The organism is Actinacidiphila glaucinigra (assembly GCF_035918135.1).
Taxonomy (GTDB): Bacteria; Actinomycetota; Actinomycetes; order Streptomycetales; family Streptomycetaceae; genus Actinacidiphila; species Actinacidiphila glaucinigra.
On record NZ_CP109144.1, the window covers coordinates 8082240 to 8108204 of the forward strand.

A 25965-nucleotide genomic window follows, 5' to 3' on the forward strand; every position below is an offset into this window, starting at 1 on the left:
TTCAGCCGTCCGCGCCTTTGCGTGTCCCGTCCTCTTCCACGGCGTCGGCCAGCCGGCTGAGCATGCTGCGGTGGCGTACCTGGAGCAGGGCGTCGAATGCGGCGTTGTGGAACAGGCCCCCGGGGCCGCGCAGCGGATGCTCGTCCACGATGACCAGCGTGCCCTCACCCCATGGGCGCAGTTCGATGGCGATCCGCGCGGAGCCGAGCCATCCGCTGAAGGCCTCCAGTTCCAGCTGCAGCGGAGGCCGGCAGATCCGCACGATCGTCTCGCCGGTCAGCTTCACCGGGCCCAGCGGCACCGTGTACTCGATGCGGGAACCGACCGCCGGCCAGTCGCCTTCGCCGTGCCGGGACGACGACGGACCCACGACCCAGTCCCCGTAACGCTCACCGTCTGCCAGGACGGCCCATACGTTCTCCGGCGCGGCGCCTACCAGCCTGTGCCGTACTGCCATGACAGCCTCCGGTGTCTTGGCGTTCACCGCACGCCTACTCTCCTGCCCTCGGTTACGGTCGTTATGGGCGTTTCTGCGTAGTTACCTCGCGTACTTGGAGGACCAAGGTGACCGGCTCGCCATTGCTGGGACGTACGGCCGTGGTCACCGGCGCTTCCCGGGGCATCGGGCGGGCGGTGGCGCACCTCCTCGCGGTCCGAGGCGCCCGCGTCGCCTTGCTCGGACTGGAACCGGGGGAACTGGAGTCGGCGGCCGCCGCTGTGCCCGGTGCGGCGCGGGCGTGGTGCCTCGACGTCACGGACGAGGCCGCGCTGCGCCGTGCCGGCGAGGAGGTGACGGAGCAGTTCGGGCCCGCCTCCGTGGTCGTTGCGAACGCCGGTATCGCCTCCGCGGCCCCCTTTGGGGAGTCCTCCATGGCGACCTGGCGCAGGATCGTCGAGGTCAACCTCGTCGGAAGCGCTCTGACCGCCCGGGCCTTCCTCCCGCAGTTGCTGGCCACCCGCGGCTACTACCTGCAGGTCTCCTCGCTCGCGGCGATCGGCGCCGCCCCGTTGATGTCCGCCTACTGCGCCTCCAAGTCAGGGGTAGAGGCCTTCACGCACTCCCTGCGCGCGGAGGTGGCCCACCGCGGCGTCGCGGTGGGCATCGCCTACTTGAGCTGGACGGACACCGAGATGATCCGCGACCCCAGGTACCGCGCGGACCTGCGCGAGCTGAGGGCGCTGATGCCCTGGCCGGCGAGCCGCACGTACCCCGCCGAGTCCACGGCGGAACGGCTCGTCCGCGGCATCGAGCACCGCGCCCCCGCCGTCTACGTGCAGCCATGGCTGCGCGGCGTCCAAGCGGTGCGCACACTCCTGCCCGGCCTGGTCGCCTGGCGGGCCCGCCAGGCGATGGGCGCCCTGGAACGGCGCGACGACAGCGCCGAGGACGCCGCACGGTGACCGGGCGTCCACGAAGCTCGGGCGGCAGGGCCCGGCGCCGCGGCACGGCGGGCACGGATCGGGTCGGCCTGCCGGTGTGGGAGTACGGTGAAGACGACAGGGAGCAACGCCTGCGGACAGCCGAGCCGGTCGGGCATCGGGGAATGGGCGTGCTGGGCGGGCCGCCTGAGACGAGCGAGACACCATGGTCGACTCCGACACCCCGAACCCTCCCGAACTCCTCCCGGATGAGGTCCAGCGAGAAGTGAGACCCGGCACGGCACTGCTGAGGCTGGAGACGACCCACGACCGCCAGGGCATCCTCGACGGTGCGTGGTGGCCGCGTTCCCGCGACGTCGTCGCGGAGCTTCCCAGCCTGATCACCGAGTTGGTCCGTTATCTGGGCCCCATCTCGCGTGTCGGCCTGGACGCGAGCGCCTGGGACGAACTCCCCACGCGCCTGACCATCGACGACCGGGTCGTGCACATCGACTCCTTCGCCGTCGGTGACGACACGGTCCTGATCACCCGCGGCGAGCGGGACCACTTCTCCCTGCTGGTCGTCCCGCCGCAGACAACCCCCGACACGGCGCGTGCCGCGATGGCCGAGGCGGTAGAGGCCGGCAACGTCAAAGGGGCCGAACAGATCCTCATCGACACGGGCACCGATCCGGATCCTCCACGGCGAGTGAAGGGACGATGACCCTCCCCTCCCCTCCCCACCCCGGGTGCGGGAGCCCTGCCCGAACGCAAACGGCCCCGGCGCATTCACACGCCAGGGCCGCCCCTTCCAAACTGCCGCACGTGAGAGTGCACCAGTTCGCTTTCAAGGCTACCGCTGCCGAAGCCTCGACGCTGAGACACCCGCGGACGACCGCGCCGTCGCGGATCGCCGGGAGGGAAACCCCAACAGGGCCCCGACCGACGGTCCGTCGCCGGTCGGGGCCCCGCGGTGAAGCCGGGCGGGCCGGGTTCGCCCGCCGCAGCCGCCTGTCGGCCCGGGACGCGGGCCGTACATCACCCCCAGGCGGTTGCCGGCGGCCAGTCGGCCCGGCGGGCCCGGGCGGTGCCCGCCCGCTTGCGGATCTCCGCCGCGTCACCCGTGTCATCGCCGCTCGCCGACGCCGGCCGAGGCGGAATCTCTCCCTCGTGCGGACGGCCGGTGGGAGACGGGTGGCCCGTGCCCGCTCCGGACTGGAACGACGCCACGGCTCCGGGGGCCCGAGCGGTGTCGACCGTGAGGTGCAGGCGGGTGCCGCCTTCGGGAGCCGCCGGGTAGCTGCGCTGTTCCGTACCCGCGAAGTGCCGCCGAAGCGTCTCAGCGACTTGGCGGGCGGCCTCGGGGGACGCGGCGACGATGCGGACCTCGGCGAGCGCGGTCCGAGGCGCCTTTCGCACGCTGGGCGCCACGCACGGCGGGCGGTCCGCAACGGTCACCCGACGAGGCGAGGCCAGCAGCCGTGCGGGTCGCTGCGCGCTCACTGCCGTCGAACCTGAGGTTCGCATCAGACGACCGCTTTCGCGTCGCGGTTCCTCCGGCACCGTCGCGGCCGGTGAGTTCGCGGAGTCGCCTGCGCTTCCTTCCGGGACGGCGACGGTCCGGCGGCGGTACGGAAGGAGATCGCCGTAGTGGAAAGCGGCGATCCGCTGGTCGTGGCGCTCGTTGAGCGCACGGATCAGGAAGGTGCCCACGGCGATCATCGCGAGGAGCACGGCCAGGCCGACGAGGATCGTCATCATGCCCACATCCCTCCCGCGTGGACCGCCATCGCGGCCGTACCGGCCGAGGACGGGGCTCCGCCTTCCGCCTCCCAGTCCGCTTCGCCTCTGCGAACGGTGAGGCATTCGTCGTCCGCCATGATGCCGCTCGCGGTGCGCCGGCACCGTGGGTCGGCCGCGGCTGCCATCAGCCGGGCCGCTGCGGCCAGATCACATTCCGGCGGTATGACCAACAGATCGAGGCGGCCGGTGGTGTAGGAGAGCAGCAGCAGTTTGTTCGCGTCCTGCTCGTCGAACCAGCCGACGTGGACGACATGTCCTGAGGCGGGCACCTTGTGAGGGATCACGGGCCAGAGCGAGGGGTGCACCGCGACCCGGGTCACCCGCGCCCAGCAGCGGTCCAGTGTGTCGATCAGGGCCGGGAGTTCGCGGGTGAGATCGCGAGAACGAGGCCACCAGGCTCCGTCCAGCAGACCCGGGGCAGCATTGGCAGGCTTCAGTGCCAGCCGAGGCGGCGGTGCGGGTGGTGAGTAATCCTGCCCATCAGCGACGAGTGGGCGATCGAGGATGATGTTCATGACACGGACCTGACTCCGGGAGCGTTCCCGCCTGCCCGAGATGGCCGTTCGCCGGGAACGACACCGGCATGGGGCCCGTGTACGAAGTGCTCCTGGTGTCTTCAGCCTACTCCGCCGGGGACCCGACGGGGCCCGCGGTTCTGCGCATCCTGCCGGCAGGGCACCGGCCCCGGCCTGCGCCCGTGCAACCGCCCCGATGCTCTCCGAGCGTCCGGGCCCTCCGCCGGGGTGAACCGGCGTGCCACTCACAGGTACCGGTCCTACATCGCCGGGCGCACGATGACCACGCCGTGGGACGCGCCGGACTGCGCCCTGCTTCAACGGTTACGCCTGTGGACCTTCTCGGACGCCCCCGTTCCTGCGGGCCCGGCTGGGGGTCACCGTCACGGCGACGTGCCCGCGGCGCGAGGCGACATGCGCTACGTCCGAGGCTCAGGGAGCGAGCGTGAGCGTGGCCGGCGTCCCCAGTGCCAGCATTTTCGTGTAGGGGCACAAGGCGTCCGCCCGCCTCAGCAACGGAGCGGCGGTCGCCGCGTCCGTCCCCGGCCAGGTGATCACCAGATCCGCTCGCAGCAGGTAGCCGCCGTCCCTGGGATCGCGCCCGAAGGCGACGGACGCCTCGACCGCGATCGTCGCGGGATTCCGCCCGGCCTGCCGGGCGACCAGGCTGAGGGCGCCGTGGAAGCAGGCGGCGAGGGCCGCGGCGAACAGCTGTTCCGGATTGGTGCCACCGCCGTCCCCGCCCAGCTCGGCGGGGAGCCGCAGCGTGAGGTCCAGCGCGCCGTCGGACGACCGGGCCCGGCCCGAGGCCCGTCCGTGGCTGACCGCACCGCCGTCGACGGTCACGGTCGTCGTGTAAAGGGGGGAGAAGGCCGGGCCGTCGAAGTCCTTGGCGGTGGACAGGCCGGGCCAGTCGGTCGGCTCGCTCATCGTGGTGCCTCTCCATGGTGCAGGCTCCGGGCGGCCGTGGGGCTTGTGACCCGTGCGGGCGTCCACCTGCCGCTCGTGACAGTGGTCTGCATGCTCTGTCCTTCGTCGTCCCGGGGAGAGGCCCGGACCTGATCATCGACTTTGACCGGCCAGCCGATCCGCGTGTGACGCTCCGGGCGGGGAATTTCCGGTGAACTCTCGTGGCGATGCGGGGGCTTGGCCCGGGAGGGGCCCGCCGGGTGCCCGGACCCGGCATATCGGGCGTCACACACCCGTCGATCCACTGGTCTCCCTGGGGAGTCCCCGCCACGGACGGCCGACGGGTCCCGCCGGCCACGGCTCGCGGGTGTGCCGGGGAGCCCGGCTGTCCGTACGAGGAGGTTTTCGTGAACTGGCGTGATGAGGCGGCGTGCCGCGAGGAGGATCCGGAGCTGTTCTTCCCCGTCAGCGGCAGCGGCCTGGGAAGGGCCCAGACCGGGGAGGCCAAGGCCGTGTGCCTGCGCTGCCCGGTCATGGCTCACTGTCTGCAGTGGGCTCTGGCGGCCGGCGGCCTGGACGGGATCTGGGGCGGGACCACGGAGGAGGAACGGCGCAGGGTCCGGCGGCGCGACTACGTCGAACGCTGGCGGAAGGGCCGGCAGGCCACCGCCTGATCCGGATCAGGCGAGTTCCAGCCCGCCGTCGACCGTCACGATCTGGCCGGTCATGTGCGTCCGCATGGGCTCGGCGACCCGCAGGATCCACTCCGCCACGTCCCGGGGACCGGCGAGACGGCCCATCGGGATGCGGTCGCGTTCCCGGCCGAGCATCGACTCGATCTCCTCGGGGGAGAGCCCCGCGGCGACCATGACGTCCGTTCGGTCGGGCCGGGGGCGATCGCGTTCACCCGGACTCCCTCGGGCGCCGGCTCCAGGGCCCAGGGGCGCGTCAGCTGCTCCGGTGCGCACTTGGTCGCGGCGTGCTGGAGACGTTGACGATGGAACCCGAGGACTCCCGCAGGTACGGAAGGGCCGCATGGGCGAGCAGGCTCGGCGCGGTCACATTGAGCGCGAACAGCCTCTCGATCACCCCGCGGTCCGTTCCCTCCAGCGCATGACGGCCGTGGCGCCGGTTGTTCACCAGCACGTCGAGGCGCCGTCCGCGCAGACCAGCGCGTCCTTGCGGCGTCCCGCGCCCAGGACCCGGGCCCCTGACTCCGCCAGGGCGATGGCGGTGGCCCGGCCGATGCCCGAGCTGGCGCCGGTGACGATCGCCGCGCGCCCGGACGAGCGCCGGTCGGCAGAACCGGTCATAGCGGTTTCCTGATCTTGGTTTGATGTTCGTCACATGTCGAACAATGTACGTCAGGGGAGTGGGGTGGCCGGATGGCCGCGTATGGGACTCATGTCACATATGCGGTGGATGTCCGGTCGTACTGCGAAAGCCGGAACTGTGCCGCGGCGCCGCGCCCGGCGGCGTCCATGCGGCCGATCGGTGTCCCGCCAAGGAAAGGCAGCGCATGATCCCCGCCCTCCCTCGCCGCACCCGTCCCGCTCCCCGGCCCCGTGGGCCGGTCATGCGGCCCTCCGTCGTGCTTCCCTTCCTCGTCGGCGTGGGCGTCCTGGACGAGGTGTGCACCCCGCCCGTCGGCTGGGCGACGACGCTCGTGGCCGCCTCGGCGGCGGCGACGTACGCCGGTGCCTCGCTGACCGGGGGAGCCGTCCTCATCGTGGCCGCGGCCGGCATCGGCCTCGCCGTCAGCCCGGGCGGGGTCCCGCCCGTCACGACCTCGCAGGCGGCCGCCGTGCTCGTCCTGTCCGTGGTCGTCGTCGTCTTCTTCGTCCGCCAGGAGCACCACAAACTGGAACTGACCGCCGTCCGCGCCGTCTCGGAGATGACGCAGCGCGTCGTCCTGCGTCCGCTCCCCGAAAGGATCGGCCCGCTGTGCGTCGCCGCCTCCTACCAGGCGTCGGACGCCCACGCCACCGTCGGCGGCGATCTCTACGCGGCCGCGCGGATCACCGGAGCGACGCGGATCCTGATCGGCGACGTGCGGGGCAAGGGCCTGCAGGGCATCCCCGAAGTGGTGGCCGCGGTCGGCGCGTTCAGGGAGGCCGCTCCCCGTTGCGCCACCCTGCCCGAGGTGGCCGTCCACCTGGAGGGCAGCATGCGCAGCCATCTCGCGGAGGCCGAGCGGAGCGACGACGAGGCCGCCGAGAGGTTCGTCACCGCCCTGGTGCTGGAGATCCCGGACGACCGGCGTGTCGTCCACGCGGTCAACTGCGGCCACCCCGCGCCCCTGGTCACCGGCGGCGGCCGGGTCACCCCGCTGACACCCCACCGGAGCGGCCCGCCCCTCGGCCTGGGCGGCCTCGCCCCCCACGAGCACCACCAGGACACCTTCCCTTTCGCCCCGGGGGAGGTCCTCCTCCTCCACACCGACGGTGTCACCGAGGCCCGCGACCCGGCCGGCGCCTTCTACCCCCTCCGGGACCGCCTCGCCCGCTGGACGGGCACCGACCCGGGCGGCCTCGTGCGGCACGTCCGGGACGACCTGTGCCGGCACCTGTGCGGCCCGCTGCGCGACGACGTCGCCATCGTGGCCGTGCAGCGGACTCCCGTTCCCGCGCAGGCGGGCAGCCCCGAGGCCGAGGGGACCCCGGCCTGCGCCGCCCGCTGAGACGGCCCCGCACCCCGGTGCCGGTGCCGCCCGGGCCCCGGCCGGCCGCCCCGCGGCAGCCCAGGCGCGTCGACTGCAGCGAAGGTACGTTGAACACGTAGAGGCATTCACCGGTCATCGGCATCGGGAGATGGGCAAAGCCATGAAAATCGCAGTCATCGGCGGAACCGGGCTCATCGGCTCACAGGTCGTGAAGGACCTCGACGCGGCGGGTCACGAGGCCGTGCCGCACTCCCTGTCGACCGGCGTGGACCTGCTGAGCGGCGAGGGCGTCGTGGAGGCCGTCGCGGGCGCCGACGTCGTCGTCAACCTCACGAACTCGCCGACCTTCGACGAGGCCTCGCCCGCCTTCTTCCAGACGTCCATGGACAACCTGGTCGCCGCGAGCGAGAAGGGCGGCGTCGGCCACATGGTCATCCTCTCGATCGTCGGCGTCGACCAGGTGCCGGAACTGGACTACTATCGGGCGAAGACGCTCCAGGAGGACATCCTCAAGGCCGGTTCGATCCCCTACTCCATCGTCCGCGCCACCCAGTTCATGGAGTTCATGGAAGCGACGATGTCCTGGACCACCGACGGTGACACCGTACGGCTGCCGCGGACCCCGCTCCGGCCGATCGCCGCCGCGGACGTCGCGCGGATGGTGGCCGAGGTGGCCTCGGGCCCCCCGCTCAACGGGACCGTGGACATCGCCGGGCCCGACGTCTTCCCCCTGGAGGAGATCGGCCGGATCACCATCGCGGCCAAGGGAGACGGACGCACGGTCGTCGTCGACGACACCGCGGGCATGTTCGCCGTCGCCCGGGGCGACGTCCTCACCGGCGGCAGCGACGCCCGCATCGCCCCCACCCACTACAGGGACTGGCTGTCCTGACGACCGGGGCGTCCCGGACGCGGACGACGCCGACCGAGGACGAAGCAGTGGATGAAGCCGAGGACCTGGACCTCCGCGAAGCACAGGAGGAGTTCCAGGCCGCCCGTGGCAGCCTGTTCGGCATCGCCTACCGGATGCTCGGCAGCGTGAGCGAGGCCGAGGACGTGCTGCAGGACGCCTGGATCCGCTGGCAGACCTACGACCGTTCCAAGGTGGAGAACCCCCGGGCGTTCCTCGCGACGACGGTGACGAGGCTCGCGATCAACGTGCTCAAGTCGGCCAGGGCCCGCCGCGAGACGTACGTCGGGCCCTGGCTGCCGGAGCCGGTGGACACCGAGAGCGACCCCGCCCTCGGCGCCGTGAACGGCGAGGCGCTCGAAGTGGCGGTGCTGATGCTCCTGGAGAAGCTCACCCCCGCCGAACGCGCCGCGTACGTGCTCCGGGAGGCGTTCGAGTACCCCTACGCGCAGATCGCGGAGATCATCGGCCAGTCCAACGCCAACGCGCGCCAACTGGTCAGCCGGGCGCGCAAGCACCTGGCGGCGGAGAAGCGGGCCAGTGTCGTGTCCACCGACCACCAGCGGTTCCTGACGGCGTTTGTCGCGGCCGCCAAGGCGGGTGAAGTGGGCTTGCTGGAGAACATGTTCGCCGAGGACGTCGTGTCCTACTCCGACGGTGGAGGAGAGGTGCGGGCGTCGAAGTTCCCCGTAGTGGGCCGTCACCGGGTGGCCAAGTACCACCATGCCTTCGCCGACCGGTTCTGGGTGGACGCCATCGTGGAGCCCGTCCAGGTGAACGGCCGGCCCGCCATGAAGCTGTCCCGCGACGGCACGGTCTTCGCCCTCCTGACGCTGAGCGTCACGGCGGAGGGCATCGACCGCGTGATGTGGATGATGAGCCCGACGAAACTCGCCGTCCTGGACAAGTAGGCGTGCACGGACCCCGGCACCGCCCAGGAGGGTACGGCGCCGGGGAGCGGCCCGGTCAGTCGACGAAGTACGAGTCGTGCTTGTCCAGGAACGCGGCGCGCTCCTCCGCCGTGGCGTTGCCCATCTGCGAGATCTGCTCGAAGTACTCCTCGCGCGGCGCTCCCGGCGTGAAGAGCAGCAGCATCTCGGCCGGGGCGTCGGAGTCGTTGCGGAAGGCGTGCAGCCCGCCCTGCGGGACGTGAAGGAAGTCGCCCTCCTCCGCGTCGACCCACTTCTCGCCGTTGTAGAGGCGGACGGTTCCGCTCAGGATGAAGAAGGACTCCGAGATGGTCCGGTGGAAGTGGGTACTGGGGCCGCCCGCCTTCGCCCTCATCATGACGCGGTAGAGCCCGTACTCGCCCCGCGTCATGTCCGTGGTGGCCAGGTAGTGGATGCCGTCCCCGGCCTGGCCGACGTTCGGAGGGGTGCTCGCCGGGCGGAAGTTGGCGTTGATCTCTCCGGTGTCCCCGAAGTACACCTGCTGTGGGTACGACATGCCTACCATCCCTTACTCGCGTCGCGTGCGCCGAGCGCACCGGGCGTGGCGGGTGCCGGCCGTCGAGACCGCCCGTGACCACGCCGTTCCGAGGTAAGACCGAAGCCCCCGGGCGGATGTGACAGCCCAGGAGGGTCAGGTGACCGCGACGACGCCCACCGCCGCCATGCCGTTGTTCGCGCGCAGGAGGATGTCGTAGAGGTAGGTGTCGCCCGGGCGGGGGGTCACGACCTGCCGGGCCCCCGAGGGCAGGGTGCGTGATACGGCCTCGTGCCTCTCGCCGGGCTCCGACCCGCTGACGGCCACCAGCCTGACCGGCGTTCTGCCGATGTTCTCCAGCGTAACGGAACGGGTCCTCGGACACGTGCCGCCGAGCTCGTCGGTGCAGTGGAAGCGCACATCGCCGAAGTCGGCCAGACCGCAGGAGACGTCGGTGGCGAAGCTGAAGCGCGCCGAGCAGACCGCTCCCACGCGCAGGTCCGTCGCGGGCGGCGGCGAGGCACGGACCTCCTCCTTGCGGGGCGCGCCGTCCGCGCACGCCGCGGCGAACGGCACGAGCGTGACGGTGCTGACGAGTACGGCGGACAGGAGCGCGGTGCGCACGAGGGCTCCAGGGGAAGGAAGGCGGGAACAGCCGGGTGCCGCACCGGTCGGGGGTGCGGGTGGGCGTGGGCGGGTGCGGGCGCGGAGCCGCGGTGGACGTCGGTCAGCCCGTGCCGGGCCTGAAGTCGAGTCCTCGGGAACGTAGCAGACAGTGTTGATCCGTCGGGCGGACGGAGGGGGTGCACACGCTCTTCAGCGCAGTCGTTCCCTCCCGGTAGTGCCCTATATGGGCGCTATGTGATCACAGTGTTCGCCACTGAACGGGCATGCTCTGTCACACCGACGGGAGCTGCGCTGTCTTACTTGTGACGGAGAGAAACAGAGGGAACCATGCGCGAGATCCTGATCGTGGGCGGCGGCTACGCGGGCTTCTACACGGCCTGGGGGCTGGAGAAGACGCTTCGGCCCGGGGAAGCACGGGTCACCGTCGTCGACCCGCGTCCCTACATGACCTATCAGCCGTTCCTGCCGGAAGTGACCGCCGGTTCGGTGGAGGCACGCCACGCCGCCGTGTCGCTGCGGCGCCACCTGCACAAGACCCGCCTGGTCGCGGGGAGTGCGACCGAGATCCGCCACGCCGACCGGACGGTGACCGTCCGGCCCGTGAACGGTGAGGAGTACGAACTCCGCTACGACACGCTCGTCGTCACCGCCGGCGCCGTGACCCGCACCTTCCCCATCCCGGGCCTGGCCCAGAGCGCCATCGGCCTCAAGCACGTCGAGGAGGCGGTCGCCGTCCGCGACCGTCTGCTGACGGCGTTCGACCAGGCGGCTTCGCTGCCGCCCGGGCCCGAGCGGCGGAAGCTGCTCACCGTCACCTTCGTGGGCGGCGGGTTCTCCGGTGTCGAGGGCTTCGGCGAACTGCTCTCGCTCGCGACCGCGATGCTCAGGTCCTACCCCGAACTGAGCCTGGGCGAGCTGTCGTTCCACCTGATCGAGGCCCGGGGCCGCATCCTGCCCGAGGTGAGCGACAAGCCCGGCGCCTGGGTCGTGCGCCACCTGGAGCGGCGCGGCGCCCACGTGCACCTGAACACCCAGCTGGTCTCCGCCGAGGACGGACACGTCGTGCTGTCCAACGGGGAGGAGTTCGACTCGGAACTCATCGTCTGGACCGCGGGCAACGCCTCGAACCCGGTCGTGCACAACCACACCGACCTGCCGGTGGACGAGCGCGGACTGCTCGTCGTGCGCCCCGACCTCCGGGTGGGCACGGACGGCGACCCCGTGCCGGACGTGTGGGCGGCCGGGGACGACGCGGCCGTGCCCGACCTGGCCTCGCCCGTGCCGGGGGCGCGCACGGTGCCCAACGCCCAGCACGCGGTCCGGCAGGGCAAGCGGCTGGCCAAGAACATCCTCGCGAGCCTGCGCGGCGGCAGGGTGCGGGACTACCGCCACAGCAGCCTCGGCGTGGTCGCCACGCTCGGTCTGGGACGCGGCATCTTCCAGTACAAGGCCATCGTCATCAAGGGCTTCCCGGCCTGGCTGATGCACCGCGGCTACCACGTGCTCGCCGTGCCCACCTGGGAGCGGAAGGTCCGGGTGCTCACCGTCTGGCTCACCGCGGCCCTGTTCGGCCGGGACCTCGTCTCGCTCGCCTCCGTGCAGCACCCGCGGGACGCGTTCGTCACCAGCGCCGCACCGCGGCGCCCCGCGGAGCGGCAGGCGGGCGGCCGCGCGGCGGTGTGAGCGCCGCGAAGACGACGCCAGCCGGGCGGTGGGGCGCGCTCACGTCCTGAACGCCCTCCGTGCCGGGACGACCGACGCAGACCTGAGCCGCCGCTTCCAGGGGCACGCCCGGCGCCCGGAGGCGGCGGATCAGGTCTGCGGGGCTTCCTCGCACCCTGGCCGCGTCACCCTCCGTGACGCGGCCATTTCCATGGGCGGAACTTCAGCCACGGATGAATAACGTGTCACTGCTTTTTGAAACACCATGGGATTGATTCTGTGCGGTTCTTGGCGAAGCGCCGGAAGGTGCGCCCGATTTACGGCATTTGTCCAGCGTATGATGTGAGTCGACGGTGGGTCGCGGGCTCCTGACGCACACCGTTCACTCGCCCGAGATCCTTTATTTCGGTGGCTGGTGACGATTTTCTCTCGCCATTTCTGTCACACGATCGGGTCTTTACCGGTCTATTCAGCGGAAGTGATGGGAGAAATCATGACGCTCGGTGACCGAAGCCTGTGTAGTGGCCACCCATGTGGAACATCGTGTGACACCCTTGTGTCGCGCGGCTGGGGGCTGCCCGTAAATGACCTCTGAACGGATGGGTGACGTGTGCGCTTGCCGGCCACCAGGTGACGGTGATGCCGTGCGAGTGGACGAAGCCCGGGGGAAGGGGGATGCCGGGCCGTCCCCCTCCGCACAGGGTCTCGACGAGGCCGCCGGCGTCTTCATGGAACTTCAGCCGCGTCTTTTCGGCATCGCGTACCGCGTGCTCGGCAGTGCGGTCGAGGCCGAGGACGTCGTACAGGAGGTCTGGCTGCGCTGGCAGAAGACCGACCGCTCCGCGGTGCTCAGCCCGGCCGCCTTCCTCTCCACCACCACGACCCGCCTGGCCATCAACGTCGCCCAGTCCGCCCGGGTGCGCCGCGAGACCTACATCGGGCCCTGGCTGCCCGAGCCCGTCGACACGAGCGCGGACCCCGAGGTGGGTGCCCAGCGGGCCGAGGCGGTGGAACTCGCCCTGCTCCTGGTGCTGGAGCGACTGACCCCCATGGAACGCGCGGCCTATGTCCTGCGGGAGGCGTTCGACTACGCCTATCCGGAGATCGCCGGGATACTGCAGGTCAGCCTGGTCAACGCACGCAAGATAGTCAGCCGGGCCCGCAAGCACGTGATGGCCGAGCGTCGCGAGACGGTGGATTCCGCGGAGCACCGGCGTCTGCGCGAGGCCTTCGTCTCCGCGGCCCGGACCGGGGACCTGGCCCCGCTGGAGGCACTGCTCGCCCCCGACGTCGCGGACCGCCCGCGTGAACGCGGCGGTCCGCGGGGTGCGGGAGAAGCGGCCCGCACGGTGCCCGGTGCCGTCAGGAACCGATGACGGGGCGGACGGCGCGGGCCGGGTGGTTCCAGGGCCGGAGCTTGTCGGGGTTGAGGACGATCCAGGCCTGCGAGACACGGGCGTCGGCGACGTCCAGGCTGACGACCGCCGCCACCTGGCCGCCGTAGCGGGCCACCAGACCGGTGCGGCCGTTGACGGAGTGGGCGGACAGGGTCACCCGCTGGTGGTGGGCGAGCAGGGTCAGCAGACTGCGCGCGACCGGTTCGGCACCGTGCACCGGCCGGACCAGTGACCGCAGCTTCCCGCCCCCGTCGAAGAACGCCGTGGCGTCCGGGCACATCAACGCCGACAACCGCACCGCGTCGTCGCTCAGGCACGCCGCGCGCACCGCGCGCGCCACGGCATCGTGGTCCTCCGGCGTCACGGTGTGCGACCTGTAGGCGCGGATCGCACGCCGCGCGCGATCGGCGAGCTCGGCGCACTCCGGCTCCGGCCTCCCCACCACGTCCGCCACCGTGCCCAGCGCCATACCGAAGCAGCCGTTGAGCACGAACGCCGCCCGCTCCGCGGGCGCCAGCGCGTCCAGCGCGGTCAGCAGGACCTCACCGATCTCGTGCTGCAGTTCGACCCCCACCTGCGGACGTGCCGTGTCCGCCGCGGCCGGTCCCGCGTACCCGGCAGACGTGGCCAGGCGGGCCAGACAGATCCCGCCCACCGTCTTCGCCAGCCATGCCCCGGGCGACTCGATCGCCCTGCGCGCCGCCTCCGGCAACTCGAACCACTGCCGGTAGGCCTCGTCGACGACCGACTCGGCCTGCGCCGACCCGCCCACCATCCACAGGGCCACGTCCAGCAAGTGCCGACGCTCGTCCAGCAACTCCGCGATCGGGACCGCGTCATCGGAGAAATCCATGGCGTTGACCTCCCTCGCCCGCGATACCGACAGGGAACCGTTTTCCTGTCCTGGTGGTGAGACCAAGCGGGCGGGGACCTTGTGACATTGCGCTCGTTCGCCACCGCACCGGCAATGCCGCGCAGACGGTGCACGTCACACTTTCGCCGCGGGATCGGTCGTATACGTGGAAGGTGCACGAGAGTGCCGACCTGCGATCCGCCATGGGTGAAACATGAATGGTGACAGGAACATGGGTAGCGTCAGCCGGTCCGAGGAATCGCAAGAGGCCGGCAGAGGCGCGAAGGTCACCGAATGGTTCGGCGGGCGACTGGGCGTCGACACCCGTTCCGGATCATCCGTCAGACGGAAAGCGTTCCCCAGCCACTGGTCCTTCATGCTGGGGGAGATATCCCTCTACAGTTTCTTCGTTCTCGTCCTCACGGGAATCTACCTGTCGCTGTACTTCCACCCGTCCATGACGCCGGTGGAGTACCACGGCAGTTACGCGCCGCTGCAGGGCCTGACGGTGTCCGAGGCCTTCGACTCGACGATGCGCATCTCCTTCGAGGTGCGCGGCGGCCTGCTGATCCGCCAGGCCCACCACTGGGCGGCGCTGATCTTCGTCGCCAGCATGTTCGTCCACATGCTGCGGGTCTTCTTCACCGGAGCCTTCCGCAAGCCGCGCGAACTCAACTGGGTGCTCGGCTTCTCGCTGCTGGTCCTGGGCATGTTCGAGGGCCTGACGGGCTACGACCTCCCGGACGACCTGCTGTCCGGGACCGGGCTCATGGTCGTGAACGGGACCATCCTCTCCATCCCGCTCGTCGGAACCTACCTGTCGATGTTCCTCTTCGGCGGCGAGTACCCGGGCAAGGACCTGATCGCGCACTTCAACACCCTGCACGTCGTGGTGATCCCCGCCCTCATGGCCGGCATCCTCGTCGCCCACCTGGTCCTGGCGCGCCGTCACAGGCACACCCAGTACCCGGGGCCCGGGCGCACCGAGGGAAACACCGTCGGCCTGCCCTTCCGCGTGTACGCCGTGAAGTCGGGGGCGTACTTCCTGCTGGTCACCGGGGTCGTCTTCATCATCGCCTCGCTCGTGCAGATCAACCCCATCTGGCTGTACGGCCCCTACCGGCCCGACCAGGTCACCGCGGGATCACAACCCGACTGGTACATGGGCGTCCTCGACGGACTGCTGCGCGTGATGCCGGGCTGGGAGGTCGTCCTCTGGGGCCACACCCTGGCCCTGGACAACCTCGTGCCGCTGCTGGCGGGTGCCGGGCTCTTCCTCGCCCTGGGCGCCTACCCGTTCGTCGAGGCCTGGGTCACCAAGGACGGCAAGCGCGACCACCACCTCCTCGACAGACCGCGCAACCGGCCGGTGCGCACGGCCCTGGGCGCGGCGTGGGTCAGCGTGTACGCGGTGGCGCTGCTGGGAGCCGCCAACGACCTGATCGCCGTCCGTCTGCACATGTCGGTCAACGCCGTGACCTGGGCCGTCCGGATCGGCCTGTTCGTGGTGCCCTTCGTCGTCTTCGCCGTGACGAAACGATGGGCCCTCGCCCTCCAGCGCAGCGACCGGGAGGAGGTGCTGCACGGCCGCGAGACCGGGATCATCAAGCGGATGCCGGACGGCGAGTACATCGAGGTCCACCGGCCGCTCGGCCGGGAGAAGCTCCACCTCCTCACCCAGCACGAGCAGTACGCGCCCATCCGCATCTCCGCGGACGGCGGCGCCGCCCGTGCCGAGCGGCTGCGCGCGCTGCTCAGCCGGGGCCTGTACGGAAAGGGGACGCAGATTCCCAAACCCACCGTGCGGGAATACGAGGAGATCGCCCACGACGACGGTGACGACACCGTTATCCACTGACCTGTCACAGATTCACCCGTTCCCTTGTCGAAAAGGGTGAAGGAAAACGCACGACAGTTCCGAACTTGGGAGTTCGACACATGAGCAAGCCCGTTCTCGAGCCCGCGGCCCAGGGAATAGCGGACGCCACGGCTAGGCCGCCGTTCCTTTACGAGCTCGGTGCGGAGGGTGCCCGCAAGGTCCTCGACGACATCCAGGCGACGCCGGTCGAGAAGTACGACGTCCGGGAAAAGTGGATCACCGTGCCCGCAGAGGTCGGCGACGTACGGGTGCGCATCGTCAGGCCCGTGGGCGCGGACGAGGTCCTGCCCGTCGTGCTGTACGTGCACGGCGGCGGCTGGGTACTCGGCAACGCGGGTACGCACGACCGTCTCGTGCGGGAACTGGCCGTGCTGGCGCACGCCGCGGTGGTGTTCGTGGAGTACGACCGCTCGCCCGAGGTCCGCTACCCGGTCGCGATCGAGCAGGCGTACGCAACGGCCCGCTGGATCACCGCGAAGGGCGCGGACGAGGGCCTGGACGCCTCCCGCATGGCCGTCGCCGGCGACTCCGTCGGCGGCAACATGACCGCGGCCCTGACCATCATGGCCAAGCGCCGCGGCGACGTGACCTTCGTCCACCAGTCGCTCTACTACCCCGTGACCGACGCGGCCCAGGACACCGGCAGCTACCGGGAGTTCGCGGACGGCCCGCACCTGACCGCCAAGGCCATGGCCTGGTTCTGGGACTGCTACACCACCGACCCGGCCGAGCGGGCGGAGATCACCGCCTCGCCGCTGCGCGCGAGCCTGCAGGACCTCGAGGGCCTGCCGCCGGCGCTGGTCATCACCGACGAGAACGACGTGCTGCGCGACGAGGGCGAGGCCTACGCCCGCAAGCTGACCCAGGCCGGCGTCCCCACCGTCAGCGTCCGCTACAACGGCACGCTGCACGACTTCATGATGCTCAACCCCGTCCGTTCCACGCAGGCGACCGGCGCCGCGATGGAGCAGGCGACCCGCGCGCTGCACACCGCGCTGCACGGCAACTGACCGCCCCGCCACCGGAGGGCGGCCGCGTGACGCGCTGCCCGCACCGGTGATCCCAGGTGGCCCGGACCCTGACGTCGCCGTCCGCGGCCGTGAGCCACCTCTTCCAGACGTACGGCAGCGACTGCCGTACCCACCCACCGCCGGCCTCCGTCCCGGGGCCGGGTGGTGGCACAACCAACCCGACACCTGCCTCGAAAGGGCCAACCCGTGAACCGTCATGCCCGCTACCGGACCCTCCGCACCCCGCTCACCGTCATGGCGACGGTGACCGTCGCCGCCGGTCTGCTCGCCGCCACCATCGGTCCCGCCAGCGCCACCAAGGGCGGCGGCCACGCCCCCACGCAGCACCGCAAGCCGACCGTGGTCCTCGTCCACGGCGCGTTCGCCGACTCCTCCAGCTGGAACGACGTCGTCAAGAAGCTGAAGCACGACGGCTACCCCGTGGTGGCCGCGTCCAACCCGCTGCGCGGGCTCAGCAGCGACGCCGCCTACGTCAGGGAACTCGTGGACAGCATCAAGGGCCCCGTGGTCCTCGCCGGCCACTCCTACGGCGGCGCCGTGATCTCCAACGCCGCCTACGGCTCCGACAAGGTCAAGGCCCTGGTCTACCTGGCCGCCTTCATGCCCGACAAGGGCGAGAACGCCTTCGACCTGTCGCTGAAGTTCGAGGGCAGCACGCTCGGCGACGCGCTGAAGCAGGTGCCGGTCACGCTGCCCGACGGCTCCAAGGGCGTCGACCTCTACATCGACCAGCCCAAGTTCCACCAGCAGTTCGCCGCGGACGTCCCGGAGCACACCGCGGAGATCATGGGCGTCACCCAGCGCCCCGTGTCCGGTGGCGCGCTGTACGAGCCCTCCGGCGAGCCCGCGTGGAAGACCATCCCCTCCTGGACCCTGGTGGCCTCGAAGGACCGCAACATCCCCCGCGAGCTCCAGGTCTTCATGGCCAAGCGCGCCAAGTCCCACGTGGAGGAGGTCCGTTCCTCCCACGCGGTGAGCGTCTCCCACCCGAAGGAGAGCGCCCGCATCATCGAGGAAGCGGCGCGTTCCGTCCGCTGACCGCCGCCGCGGTGACCCGGCGGGCGGGGCGGCGCATCACGCGCCGCCCCGCCCGTCCTTCGTCGGGACGCCTCGCCGCGGGCCCTCAGCCGTGCACGACGCGGACGCCGGCCGCCCGCTCCGCGCGGCCGGCCAGTGCGGTGAGGCCGACGGACGGCTCGGACGCCAGCGCGTCACCCACGAGCGCTCCCACGTCGACCGCCGCGGTCCGCCGGGCCGGCGGCCGCGTGAACCCGGTGACCACCCAGCGGCCGCCCACGGGCGAGGCCGAGTCCTCGAGCCACGTCCAGCGCGCACCGTGCACACTGATCAGGTACTCCCCGAGGCAGGCCGTCAGCAGCGTGTGCAGCCGCGTCCACTCCTCCCCGTCCAGGAGGGCGGGGATCTCGCGTGCCAGGCTCTCGTCGAGGGCGCGCGCCGCGGCGCCGGGATCCGTCCGCAGCAGACCGGGAGCGCGACCGAGACCGGCCAGGAGGTCCCTGGTGCGGCCGCGGCACGCGGCGGCCCACTCGGCGGCGTCCAGGGCGGCGGTATCGGTACTCATACCCGCAGGGATATCAGAGCGGATCCGACCGGCCGCACGGCGCCCCCCGCGGCCGCCGGCCGGCGATACTGCGTTGTCGGCCCCCGCGCCGCCGCGAGAGCATCCGTACATGGCCGAGCCCGCCGCAATCCTCCGCTCCGACCAGGCCGTACTGCGCCGCTGGCGCGCCGGCGACCTCGACGCCCTGGACCGCGCGATCAGCGAGTCCCTGGAGCACCTGACGCCCTGGATGCCATGGGCCGCCGATCACGGCAGACACCGCACCGCCGGTTTCCTGGGCCGCAGCGACGAGGAGTGGGCGACCGGAGAGGCGTTCGCCTACGCCATCACCTCGGATGACACCGTGATCGGCGGCTGCGGCCTCCACCGCCGCATCGGAGCCGGCGGCCTGGAGATCGGCTACTGGCTCCACCCCCGGTGGACCGGACGCGGCCTCGCCACGGCGGCCGTGGCCGCCCTCGTCGGCGAGGGCTTCAGGCTGCCCGGCGTCGAGCGGCTGGAGATCCACCACGACGCCGCCAACGCCGCCGGCGGAGCCGTCGCACGCCGCCTCGGCTTCACGGAGATCGCACGCGTACCGGAACCGGAAGGCCCGTCCGCTCCCGGCGAAGTGGGGATCGAGGTCGTCCGGCGGCTGACCGCCGACCAGTGGCGGCCGCGGGATCGGTCAGGAATGGAGAAGCCCTAGCCGGCGGCCCGCGGCTAGCGTGACGGCCATGGACATCACCATTCACTGGACCTTCCTCCCGCACACCGACCCCGAGGCCTCGCTCGCCTTCTACCGGGACACCCTCGGCTTCAAGGTCCGCAACGACGTCGGCTACGGCGACATGCGCTGGATCACCGTCGGCCCCGCCGACCAGCCCGGCACCTCGATCGTCCTGGAGCCGCCCGCCGGCGACCCGGGCATCACCGAGGACGAGCGCCGCGCCATCACCGGGATGATGGCCAAGGGCACCTACGCCCGCCTCGTCCTCGCCACACCCGACCTCGACGGCGTCTTCGAGCGGCTGGTGGCGGGCGGCGCCGAGGTCGTCCAGGAGCCGACCGAGCAGCCGTACGGGATCCGCGACTGCGCCTTCCGCGACCCGGCGGGCAACACGATCCGGTTCAACGAGGTCCGCTGACGCCTCCCGCTGATCCCCGCTCCCCGCACGGACGCCCCCCAGGGCCGGGAACCCGTTCGCCGCCCGGCCCGTTCGACGGGGACACCGGTCCGAACCGGGAGCGGGGCGGCCCGGCGGACGGCTACCGTGGCCGCGACCGCCGCCGACGAGGGGACCCCGGACATACTTGTCCGAAGCCGGTCGGATCGAGTCGGGCGACGCCGACGGAGACCGCGTGGGCGGGCCCCGCACGCACCAGACAGATGGAGAGACGACACACATGGCCAAGAAGGCGGACGCGCAGTCGCTTGCGCCGCACGTTGCCGACAGCCACGATCTGATCCGCGTGCACGGCGCGCGCGAGAACAACCTGAAGGACGTCAGCATCGAGATCCCGAAGCGCCGGCTGACGGTGTTCACCGGCGTCTCCGGCTCGGGCAAGAGCTCCCTCGTCTTCAACACCATCGCCGCGGAGTCGCAGCGGCTGATCAACGAGACCTACAGCGCCTTCGTGCAGGGCTTCATGCCGACGCTGGCCCGTCCCGAGGTGGACGTCCTCGACGGGCTGACGACCGCGATCACCGTCGACCAGCAGCGGCTGGGCGCCGACCCCCGCTCCACCGTCGGCACCGTCACCGACGCCAACGCGATGCTGCGCATCCTCTTCAGCCGGCTCGGCTCCCCGCACATCGGCGCGCCCAGCGCGTACGCCTTCAACGTCCCCTCCGTCCGCGCCAGCGGCGCGATCACCGTCGAGCGCGGCGCGAGCAAGGCCGAGAAGGTCTCCTTCACCCGCACCGGCGGCATGTGCCCGCGCTGCGAGGGCCGGGGCACCGTCTCCGACATCGACCTGAGCCGGCTCTTCGACGACTCCAAGTCGATCAACGAGGGCGCCATCACCGTCCCCGGCTACAAGGGCGGCGGCTGGAACTCCCGGCTCTACGCCGAGTCCGGCTTCTTCGACCCGGACAAGCCGATCAGCAAGTTCACCGAGCAGGAGCTGCACGACTTCCTGCACCGCGAGCCGACCCGGATGAAGATCGCCGGTATCAACATGACCTACGAGGGGCTGATCCCGCGGGTCCAGAAGTCGATGCTCTCCAAGGACAAGGAGGCGATGCAGCCGCACATCCGCGAGTTCGTGGACCACGCCGTCGCCTTCACCACCTGCCCCGAGTGCGACGGCACCCGGCTCAGCGAGGGCGCCCGGGCGTCGAAGATCTCCGGGACGAGCATCGCCGACGCGTGCGCGATGCAGATCAGCGACCTGGCGGAGTGGGTACGCGGCCTCGACGAGCCCTCGGTGGCGCCGCTGCTCACCAAGCTGCAGCACACCCTCGAGTCGTTCGTGGAGATCGGCCTCGGCTACCTCTCGCTCGAGCGGCCGTCGGGCACCCTCTCGGGCGGCGAGGCGCAGCGCGTCAAGATGATCCGCCACCTCGGCTCCTCGCTCACCGACACCACGTACGTCTTCGACGAGCCCACCACCGGTCTGCACCCGCACGACATCCAGCGGATGAACGGGCTGCTGCTGCGGCTGCGCGACAAGGGCAACACGGTGCTCGTCGTGGAGCACAAGCCGGAGACCATCGCGATCGCCGACCACGTCGTCGACCTCGGCCCCGGCGCCGGCACGGCCGGCGGCACCGTCTGCTTCGAGGGCGACATCGAAGGGCTGCGCGCCAGCGGCACCATCACCGGGCGCCACTTCGACGACCGCGCCTCACTGAAGGAGACGGCGCGCAAGCCCACCGGCCACCTCGAGGTCCGCGGCGCCACGGCGCACAACCTGCGCGACGTCGACGTCGACGTCCCGCTCGGGGTGCTCACGGTGATCACGGGAGTCGCGGGTTCCGGCAAGAGCTCGCTCGTGCACGGGTCCATCCCCGCCGGTGCCGGTGTCGTGTCCGTCGACCAGAGCCCCATCCGCGGCTCGCGCCGCAGCAACCCGGCGACGTACACCGGGCTGCTCGACCCGATCCGCAAGGCGTTCGCCAAGGCCAACGACGTCAAGCCCGCCCTGTTCAGCGCCAACTCCGAGGGCGCCTGCCCCACCTGCAACGGCGCCGGCGTCGTCTACACGGACCTGGCGATGATGGCCGGCGTCGCCAGCACCTGCGAGGAGTGCGAGGGCAAGCGGTTCCAGGCCTCCGTGCTCGAGTACCACCTCGGCGGGCGCGACATCAGCGAGGTGCTCGCCATGTCGGTCACCGACGCCGAGGAGTTCTTCGGCGCCGGCGACGCGCACACCCCCGCCGCGCACCGCATCCTCGGCCGGCTCGCCGACGTCGGACTCGGCTACCTCAGCCTCGGGCAGCCCCTCACCACCCTGTCCGGCGGTGAGCGGCAGCGGCTGAAGCTGGCCACGCACATGGCCGACAAGGGCGGCGTGTACGTCCTCGACGAGCCCACCGCCGGCCTGCACCTCGCCGACGTCGAGCAGCTGCTCGGCCTGCTGGACCGCCTTGTCGAGTCCGGCAAGTCCGTCATCGTCGTCGAGCACCACCAGGCGGTCATGGCGCACGCCGACTGGATCATCGACCTCGGCCCCGGCGCCGGCCACGACGGCGGGCAGATCGTCTTCGAGGGCACCCCGGCGGACCTCGTCGCCGACCGCTCCACCCTCACCGGCCGGCACCTGGCCGCCTACGTCGGCGCCTGAGGCGCGGCCACCGTACGACGGCGCGGGGGCCGGGGCGATCACGCCCCGGTCCCCGCGGTCCTCAGTAGCGGGCGCTGTGGGCCCGCAGGAGCGGAGAGGGCGTCGACGGGCGGCCGTCGACGCTCGCCCCGGCGAACTGGAGCATCGGGGCCAGCGTCGCGTTGTTGTGGGCGGGGAAGTTCAGCGCGGGCGTGGACACCTCGTCGAGCACCCCGCGCTGGGCCGCTGTGAGGGTGACGTCCAGGGCCCGCAGGTTGGCCTCGAACTGGTCCATGCGCCGCGCGCCGATGAGCGTGGACGTGACCCCGGGGCGCCCCTGCACCCACGCCAGGGCGACGGCGGCGGGGTCGGCGCCCGCGTCGGCGGCGACGGCGTGGAGCGCGTCGATGACCTTGTAGTCGGCCTCGCCGGGGACGCCGACGAGGTGCGTGCGCGTGGTGTCCACCGGCCCGTTGGAGGTGCTCGCGTACTTGCCGGACAGGAACCCGCTGCGCAGTGGCCCCCAGGGCATCACCGCCATGCCGAGGGCCTGGGCCATCGGGATCAGCTCGCCCTCCGAGGTGCGTTCGAGCAGGGAGTACTCCAGCTGCAGCGCGACGACCGGGGCCCATCCGCGGAAGCGCGCGATGGTGGCGGCCTCCGCCGTCGCCCACGCAGGCACGTCGGAGAACCCGACGTAGCGGATCTTGCCGTCGCGGACCAGGTCGTCGAGCGCGCGCAGGGTCTCCTCGACGGGCGTGGCCGGGTCGAAGTTGTGGAGCCAGTAGATGTCGACGTAGTCGGTGCGCAGGCGCCGCAGCGAGTTCTCCAGCTGTTGCACGATCGCCTTGCGGCCGGGTCCGCCCCCGTTGGGGTCGTTCTCGTAGAGGTTGCCGAAGAACTTGGTGCCGATCACGACCCGGTCGCGCAGTGCGGACCGGCCGGCGAAGTAGTCGCCGATGATCTTCTCGGAGTGTCCGTTGGTGTAGATGTTCGCGGTGTCGATCGAGTTGCCGCCGCGGTCGAGGTAGGCGGCCAGGATGTTCGCGGACTCCTCGGGACCGCAGCCCCATCCGTGATCCTCACCGAAGGTCATCGTGCCCAGGGTGAACGGACTGACGCGCAGTCCCGAGCGGCCGAGCGTGACGTAGGAATCGAGCGACATGACGGGGCTTCCTCACGGGGAACGGGGTCGGGGACGCCGGATCGGCCGTCCCCAGGTGCTCCTCCATTCGATCCCGCCGCCCGCCGTTCCCCTAGACCGATCGGCGCGCATCGTTGCACGATCCGCTCACCCCCGCCCCGATCATGAGCGCACCTGTCACCGTCTCGTGGTCCACTGGGGGGATGCGTCACCTGGATGAGATCGGCGAGCGGATCACGCGCCTGTCCTCGGGGAGCCCGCGGCCGCGGTGGATCGAGGACATGGTGGTCTCCGCGAGCGGCCGCGTCACCGAACCGATGGGCACGGTCAACGCCCCGATGATGGCGCTGACGGTCCAGGGGGCGAAACGTTCCGTCCTCGGTGACCGGATCTTCGACTACCGGGCCGGCCAGTACCTGGTCGCGACCGTCGAGCTGCCGCTGACCTCGCAGATCAGCCGCGCCACGCCCGCGGAGCCGTTCATCGGGTTCGGGCTTCCGCTGCGGCCGGCGCTCATCGCGCAACTGCTGCTCGAGGCCGCCACCGTCCCGGCCCTCCCCTACGAGGGGCCGGGCCTGGCCACCAGCGACGCCGACGACCGGCTGCTGGACGCGGTCCTGCGGTTGCTGCGCCTGCTGGACGAGCCCCGTGACGTGCCCGTACTGGCTCCCGGGGTGCGACGCGAGATCCACTGGCGGCTGCTGAACGGGCCGCAGGGAGCGTTGATCCGGCAGATCGGGCGCGCCGACAGCCGCATGTCGCTCGTGGCCCGCGCGATCGAGTGGATCAAGGCCCATTACGACGAGGTCATCCGGATCGACGAGGTCGCCCGCGAGGTGGGCATGAGCGTCTCCTCGCTGAACCGGCACTTCCGTGCCGTGACCGCCATGAGCCCGCTGCAGTTCCAGAAGCAGATCCGGTTGCAGAAGGCCCGTCTGCAACTGATCGCGGCACCGGACGACGTCGCCGCGGTCGGCCACGCCGTCGGGTACGACAGCGCCTCGCAGTTCAGCCGCGAGTACCGCCGTATGTTCGGAGCGCCCCCGGGCCGGGACGCGGCCCGCCTGCAGACCGCGGCGGTCGTCCAGGAGTAGCCGCCCCCGCCGACCGCCTCACGCGTCGCAGAGCCCGTCGGTCCGCGCGGGTCCGGGAGTTCCGGTCACCGTCCTGGCAGGATGGCGGCATGGAACGTGTGCTTGGAATCGGCGGGCACTTCGTGCGCGCCGCCGACCCGGCGGCCCTGAGCGCCTGGTACCGCGACTGCCTGGGGCTGGACGCCGACCAGAACGGCCTGTGGACCCAGGAACCCGGGCCCACGGTCTTCGCGGCCTTCGAGTCCGGGACCGACTACTTCGGGTCCCGCACCCAGCAGACCATGCTCAACTTCCGGGTCGGCGACCTGGACGCCATGCTCGCGCAACTGCGCGCCGAGGGCGCGGACGTGGCCGCGGAAACCGAGGACATGGACGGTGTCGGCCGCTTCGGCTGGGTCACCGACCCCGAGGGCAACCGGATCGAGCTGTGGCAGCCCGCCTGACGGCACCTTCCCCCGGGCACTGACCGCCGGAACCCGGGGTCGCAACGTCGAGGCTCAGTGGTCCTCGCCCGGGTCCTGTTCCGGGAGGAGGCCGGAGCCGCGGAGACCCTTGAGAGCTTCGGCGACGGCGGTCATGCGGTCGGCGACGTCGGCGAGTTCGCGGCGCAGCTCGATGACGCGCAGTTCCAGGGCGACGGCCTGGGCGCTGAGGGTCAGGGCGGTGGCCGAGACGTCGGGGCGGTGGTCGGGGGAGCCGGTCATCACAGGGCCTCCGGGCCGAGTTGCAGCGCCGAGACGCCGAGTTCGAGCCGTACCTTGTCGCTGAGCAGGACGCCGCCGGTCTGCAGGGGGACGTTCCAGTCGAGCCCCCAGTCGGAACGGCGGAGGGTGGCCGAGCCCTCGAAGCCGACCCGCCACTGCCCGTCGGCGTCGCGGGCGGTGCCGCCGTAGGCGAGGTCGACGTGCACGGGCAGCTCGACGTCCTTGAGCGTCAGGTTCCCCGTCATGCGGAAGCCGTTCCCGCCCGAGGGAGCGACCGCGGTGGAGCGGAAGACCATGAGGGGGAAGGTCGCGGAGTCCAGGAAGTCGGGGCCGGTGATGTGGGAGTCCCGCGCCCGGAGGCCCGTGGCCAGGCTGCCGGTCTGCACGCTCACATGGGCCTCGGAGCGGGCCGGCCGGAGCGCGTCGAGCCGCAGGAAGCCCTCGAAGGCCGTGAATACGCCCCGCACCCGGGTGACCATGGCGTGCCGGACGGAGAAGCCGACCGTGCTGTGGACCGGGTCGATGACGTAGGCACCGGTCAGTTCCTCCTGCGGACGGGCGCCGGGGACGGTGGTTTCCGCGCAATTCCTGGGCATGGCGGGTCGACACCTCTTCGTACGGGTGGGTCTCGGGAGGCTGCGGTGGCCCCCGCCGGGGGCAGG

The 25965-nt window shown here is 71.4% G+C and carries 29 protein-coding genes and 1 pseudogene; 16 read left to right on the forward strand and 14 right to left on the reverse strand.

What is annotated here, in order from left to right; translation table 11 throughout:
- Nucleotide 1 precedes the first annotated feature (1 nt).
- Nucleotides 2-457: an SRPBCC family protein gene (locus tag OIE69_RS36615; protein ID WP_326579041.1), complete on the reverse strand. Its 456-nt coding sequence runs from the start codon at nucleotides 455-457 to the stop codon at nucleotides 2-4.
- A 107-nt stretch (nucleotides 458-564) separates the two neighbouring features.
- Here OIE69_RS36615 and OIE69_RS36620 point away from each other — a divergent pair, with 107 nt between their 5' ends.
- Both OIE69_RS36620 and OIE69_RS36625 read left to right on the forward strand, forming a co-directional pair.
- The gene (locus tag OIE69_RS36620; protein ID WP_326579042.1) at nucleotides 565-1401 is read left to right on the forward strand and encodes an SDR family oxidoreductase; all 837 of its coding nucleotides are present in this window, start codon (nucleotides 565-567) and stop codon (nucleotides 1399-1401) included.
- A gap of 184 nt (nucleotides 1402-1585) precedes the next feature.
- Complete coding sequence (locus OIE69_RS36625) at nucleotides 1586-2083, forward strand: DUF5994 family protein (RefSeq protein ID WP_326579043.1); 498 nt, start codon at nucleotides 1586-1588, stop codon at nucleotides 2081-2083.
- Between the two features lie 314 nt (nucleotides 2084-2397).
- Here the strand turns inward: OIE69_RS36625 and OIE69_RS36630 are convergent, their stop codons facing one another.
- The 3 genes from OIE69_RS36630 to OIE69_RS36640 all read right to left on the reverse strand — a co-directional run bounded on the left by OIE69_RS36630 (nucleotide 2398) and on the right by OIE69_RS36640 (nucleotide 4607).
- Nucleotides 2398-3120 carry a hypothetical protein gene (locus OIE69_RS36630; protein WP_326581586.1) on the reverse strand — a complete coding sequence of 241 codons (723 nt, stop codon included), beginning with the start codon at nucleotides 3118-3120 and terminating at the stop codon, nucleotides 2398-2400.
- Entirely contained in the window at nucleotides 3117-3677 is a 561-nt protein-coding gene (locus OIE69_RS36635; protein ID WP_326579044.1) for a DUF5994 family protein, read from the reverse strand. The genes OIE69_RS36630 and OIE69_RS36635 overlap by 4 nt, the downstream gene beginning before the upstream one ends.
- Before the next feature lie 432 nt (nucleotides 3678-4109).
- Nucleotides 4110-4607 carry an Ohr family peroxiredoxin gene (locus OIE69_RS36640; protein ID WP_326579045.1) on the reverse strand — a complete coding sequence of 166 codons (498 nt, stop codon included), beginning with the start codon at nucleotides 4605-4607 and terminating at the stop codon, nucleotides 4110-4112.
- A 386-nt stretch (nucleotides 4608-4993) separates the two neighbouring features.
- Here OIE69_RS36640 and OIE69_RS36645 point away from each other — a divergent pair, with 386 nt between their 5' ends.
- Nucleotides 4994-5260, forward strand: coding sequence for a WhiB family transcriptional regulator (locus OIE69_RS36645; RefSeq protein WP_326579047.1), 267 nt, complete (start codon nucleotides 4994-4996; stop codon nucleotides 5258-5260).
- 6 nt (nucleotides 5261-5266) lie between these two features.
- Here OIE69_RS36645 and OIE69_RS36650 read toward each other — a convergent pair whose 3' ends face one another.
- From OIE69_RS36650 to OIE69_RS36660, 3 genes are all read right to left on the reverse strand, one after another.
- Nucleotides 5267-5455: an SDR family oxidoreductase gene (locus tag OIE69_RS36650; RefSeq protein WP_326579049.1), complete on the reverse strand. Its 189-nt coding sequence runs from the start codon at nucleotides 5453-5455 to the stop codon at nucleotides 5267-5269.
- Between the two features lie 79 nt (nucleotides 5456-5534).
- Nucleotides 5535-5732, reverse strand: coding sequence for an SDR family NAD(P)-dependent oxidoreductase (locus OIE69_RS36655; protein ID WP_326579051.1), 198 nt, complete (start codon nucleotides 5730-5732; stop codon nucleotides 5535-5537).
- Nucleotides 5723-5899: an SDR family NAD(P)-dependent oxidoreductase gene (locus OIE69_RS36660; protein ID WP_326579052.1), complete on the reverse strand. Its 177-nt coding sequence runs from the start codon at nucleotides 5897-5899 to the stop codon at nucleotides 5723-5725. Before OIE69_RS36660 ends, OIE69_RS36655 begins: the two co-directional genes overlap by 10 nt.
- Nucleotides 5900-6105: 206 nt before the next feature.
- Between OIE69_RS36660 and OIE69_RS36665 the strand changes: the two genes are divergently transcribed.
- The 3 genes from OIE69_RS36665 to OIE69_RS36675 all read left to right on the forward strand — a co-directional run bounded on the left by OIE69_RS36665 (nucleotide 6106) and on the right by OIE69_RS36675 (nucleotide 9069).
- Nucleotides 6106-7266, forward strand: coding sequence for a PP2C family protein-serine/threonine phosphatase (locus tag OIE69_RS36665; RefSeq protein WP_326579054.1), 1161 nt, complete (start codon nucleotides 6106-6108; stop codon nucleotides 7264-7266).
- Nucleotides 7267-7408: 142 nt separating this feature from the next.
- Entirely contained in the window at nucleotides 7409-8140 is a 732-nt protein-coding gene (locus OIE69_RS36670) for an SDR family oxidoreductase (protein WP_326579056.1), read from the forward strand.
- A gap of 47 nt (nucleotides 8141-8187) precedes the next feature.
- A complete protein-coding gene (locus OIE69_RS36675) occupies nucleotides 8188-9069 on the forward strand; it encodes an RNA polymerase sigma-70 factor (protein ID WP_326579058.1) in 882 nt (293 codons plus the stop codon).
- Nucleotides 9070-9124: 55 nt separating this feature from the next.
- Here the strand turns inward: OIE69_RS36675 and OIE69_RS36680 are convergent, their stop codons facing one another.
- Together OIE69_RS36680 and OIE69_RS36685 are read right to left on the reverse strand one after the other, a co-directional pair.
- A complete protein-coding gene (locus tag OIE69_RS36680; RefSeq protein WP_326579060.1) occupies nucleotides 9125-9604 on the reverse strand; it encodes a cupin domain-containing protein in 480 nt (159 codons plus the stop codon).
- Nucleotides 9605-9739: 135 nt separating this feature from the next.
- Nucleotides 9740-10207: a hypothetical protein gene (locus tag OIE69_RS36685; protein WP_326579062.1), complete on the reverse strand. Its 468-nt coding sequence runs from the start codon at nucleotides 10205-10207 to the stop codon at nucleotides 9740-9742.
- 330 nt (nucleotides 10208-10537) lie between these two features.
- On the opposite strand from OIE69_RS36685, the gene OIE69_RS36690 reads away from it, so the two are divergent.
- Both OIE69_RS36690 and OIE69_RS36695 read left to right on the forward strand, forming a co-directional pair.
- Nucleotides 10538-11893: an NAD(P)/FAD-dependent oxidoreductase gene (locus OIE69_RS36690; RefSeq protein WP_326579064.1), complete on the forward strand. Its 1356-nt coding sequence runs from the start codon at nucleotides 10538-10540 to the stop codon at nucleotides 11891-11893.
- A 707-nt stretch (nucleotides 11894-12600) separates the two neighbouring features.
- Nucleotides 12601-13203 (forward strand): annotated as a pseudogene (locus OIE69_RS36695) (sigma-70 family RNA polymerase sigma factor); the annotation flags it as partial.
- A 31-nt stretch (nucleotides 13204-13234) separates the two neighbouring features.
- On the opposite strand, the gene OIE69_RS36700 reads toward OIE69_RS36695, so the two are convergent.
- Complete coding sequence (locus OIE69_RS36700; RefSeq protein WP_326579066.1) at nucleotides 13235-14122, reverse strand: sigma-70 family RNA polymerase sigma factor family protein; 888 nt, start codon at nucleotides 14120-14122, stop codon at nucleotides 13235-13237.
- A gap of 232 nt (nucleotides 14123-14354) precedes the next feature.
- On the opposite strand from OIE69_RS36700, the gene qcrB reads away from it, so the two are divergent.
- The 3 genes from qcrB (at nucleotide 14355) to OIE69_RS36715 (ending at nucleotide 18070) form a co-directional block, all read left to right on the forward strand.
- Nucleotides 14355-15980: a cytochrome bc1 complex cytochrome b subunit gene (gene qcrB / locus OIE69_RS36705; RefSeq protein ID WP_326579068.1), complete on the forward strand. Its 1626-nt coding sequence runs from the start codon at nucleotides 14355-14357 to the stop codon at nucleotides 15978-15980.
- A gap of 80 nt (nucleotides 15981-16060) precedes the next feature.
- On the forward strand, nucleotides 16061-17011 hold the full coding sequence (locus tag OIE69_RS36710; RefSeq protein WP_326579071.1) for an alpha/beta hydrolase: 951 nt from the start codon (nucleotides 16061-16063) through the stop codon (nucleotides 17009-17011).
- Nucleotides 17012-17218: 207 nt separating this feature from the next.
- Nucleotides 17219-18070, forward strand: a complete 852-nt coding sequence (locus OIE69_RS36715) for an alpha/beta fold hydrolase (protein WP_326579073.1) — start codon at nucleotides 17219-17221, stop codon at nucleotides 18068-18070.
- An 85-nt stretch (nucleotides 18071-18155) separates the two neighbouring features.
- Here OIE69_RS36715 and OIE69_RS36720 read toward each other — a convergent pair whose 3' ends face one another.
- Nucleotides 18156-18614: a hypothetical protein gene (locus OIE69_RS36720; protein ID WP_326579074.1), complete on the reverse strand. Its 459-nt coding sequence runs from the start codon at nucleotides 18612-18614 to the stop codon at nucleotides 18156-18158.
- A 109-nt stretch (nucleotides 18615-18723) separates the two neighbouring features.
- Here OIE69_RS36720 and OIE69_RS36725 point away from each other — a divergent pair, with 109 nt between their 5' ends.
- From OIE69_RS36725 to OIE69_RS36735, 3 genes are all read left to right on the forward strand, one after another.
- Nucleotides 18724-19302: a GNAT family N-acetyltransferase gene (locus OIE69_RS36725; RefSeq protein ID WP_326579076.1), complete on the forward strand. Its 579-nt coding sequence runs from the start codon at nucleotides 18724-18726 to the stop codon at nucleotides 19300-19302.
- Nucleotides 19303-19330: 28 nt separating this feature from the next.
- On the forward strand, nucleotides 19331-19741 hold the full coding sequence (locus OIE69_RS36730) for a VOC family protein (RefSeq protein ID WP_326579078.1): 411 nt from the start codon (nucleotides 19331-19333) through the stop codon (nucleotides 19739-19741).
- A gap of 259 nt (nucleotides 19742-20000) precedes the next feature.
- Complete coding sequence (locus OIE69_RS36735; RefSeq protein WP_326579080.1) at nucleotides 20001-22382, forward strand: excinuclease ABC subunit UvrA; 2382 nt, start codon at nucleotides 20001-20003, stop codon at nucleotides 22380-22382.
- Between the two features lie 61 nt (nucleotides 22383-22443).
- Here the strand turns inward: OIE69_RS36735 and OIE69_RS36740 are convergent, their stop codons facing one another.
- Nucleotides 22444-23526, reverse strand: coding sequence for an aldo/keto reductase (locus OIE69_RS36740; protein WP_326579082.1), 1083 nt, complete (start codon nucleotides 23524-23526; stop codon nucleotides 22444-22446).
- A 182-nt stretch (nucleotides 23527-23708) separates the two neighbouring features.
- On the opposite strand from OIE69_RS36740, the gene OIE69_RS36745 reads away from it, so the two are divergent.
- Nucleotides 23709-24599: an AraC family transcriptional regulator gene (locus OIE69_RS36745; RefSeq protein ID WP_326579084.1), complete on the forward strand. Its 891-nt coding sequence runs from the start codon at nucleotides 23709-23711 to the stop codon at nucleotides 24597-24599.
- 89 nt (nucleotides 24600-24688) lie between these two features.
- The gene (locus OIE69_RS36750) at nucleotides 24689-25042 is read left to right on the forward strand and encodes a VOC family protein (RefSeq protein WP_326579086.1); all 354 of its coding nucleotides are present in this window, start codon (nucleotides 24689-24691) and stop codon (nucleotides 25040-25042) included.
- A 54-nt stretch (nucleotides 25043-25096) separates the two neighbouring features.
- On the opposite strand, the gene OIE69_RS36755 is transcribed toward OIE69_RS36750, so the two are convergent.
- The gene (locus tag OIE69_RS36755) at nucleotides 25097-25303 is read right to left on the reverse strand and encodes a hypothetical protein (RefSeq protein WP_326579088.1); all 207 of its coding nucleotides are present in this window, start codon (nucleotides 25301-25303) and stop codon (nucleotides 25097-25099) included.
- Nucleotides 25303-25899 carry a YceI family protein gene (locus OIE69_RS36760; RefSeq protein ID WP_326579090.1) on the reverse strand — a complete coding sequence of 199 codons (597 nt, stop codon included), beginning with the start codon at nucleotides 25897-25899 and terminating at the stop codon, nucleotides 25303-25305. The genes OIE69_RS36755 and OIE69_RS36760 overlap by 1 nt, the downstream gene beginning before the upstream one ends.
- Nucleotides 25900-25965: the final 66 nt, after the last annotated feature.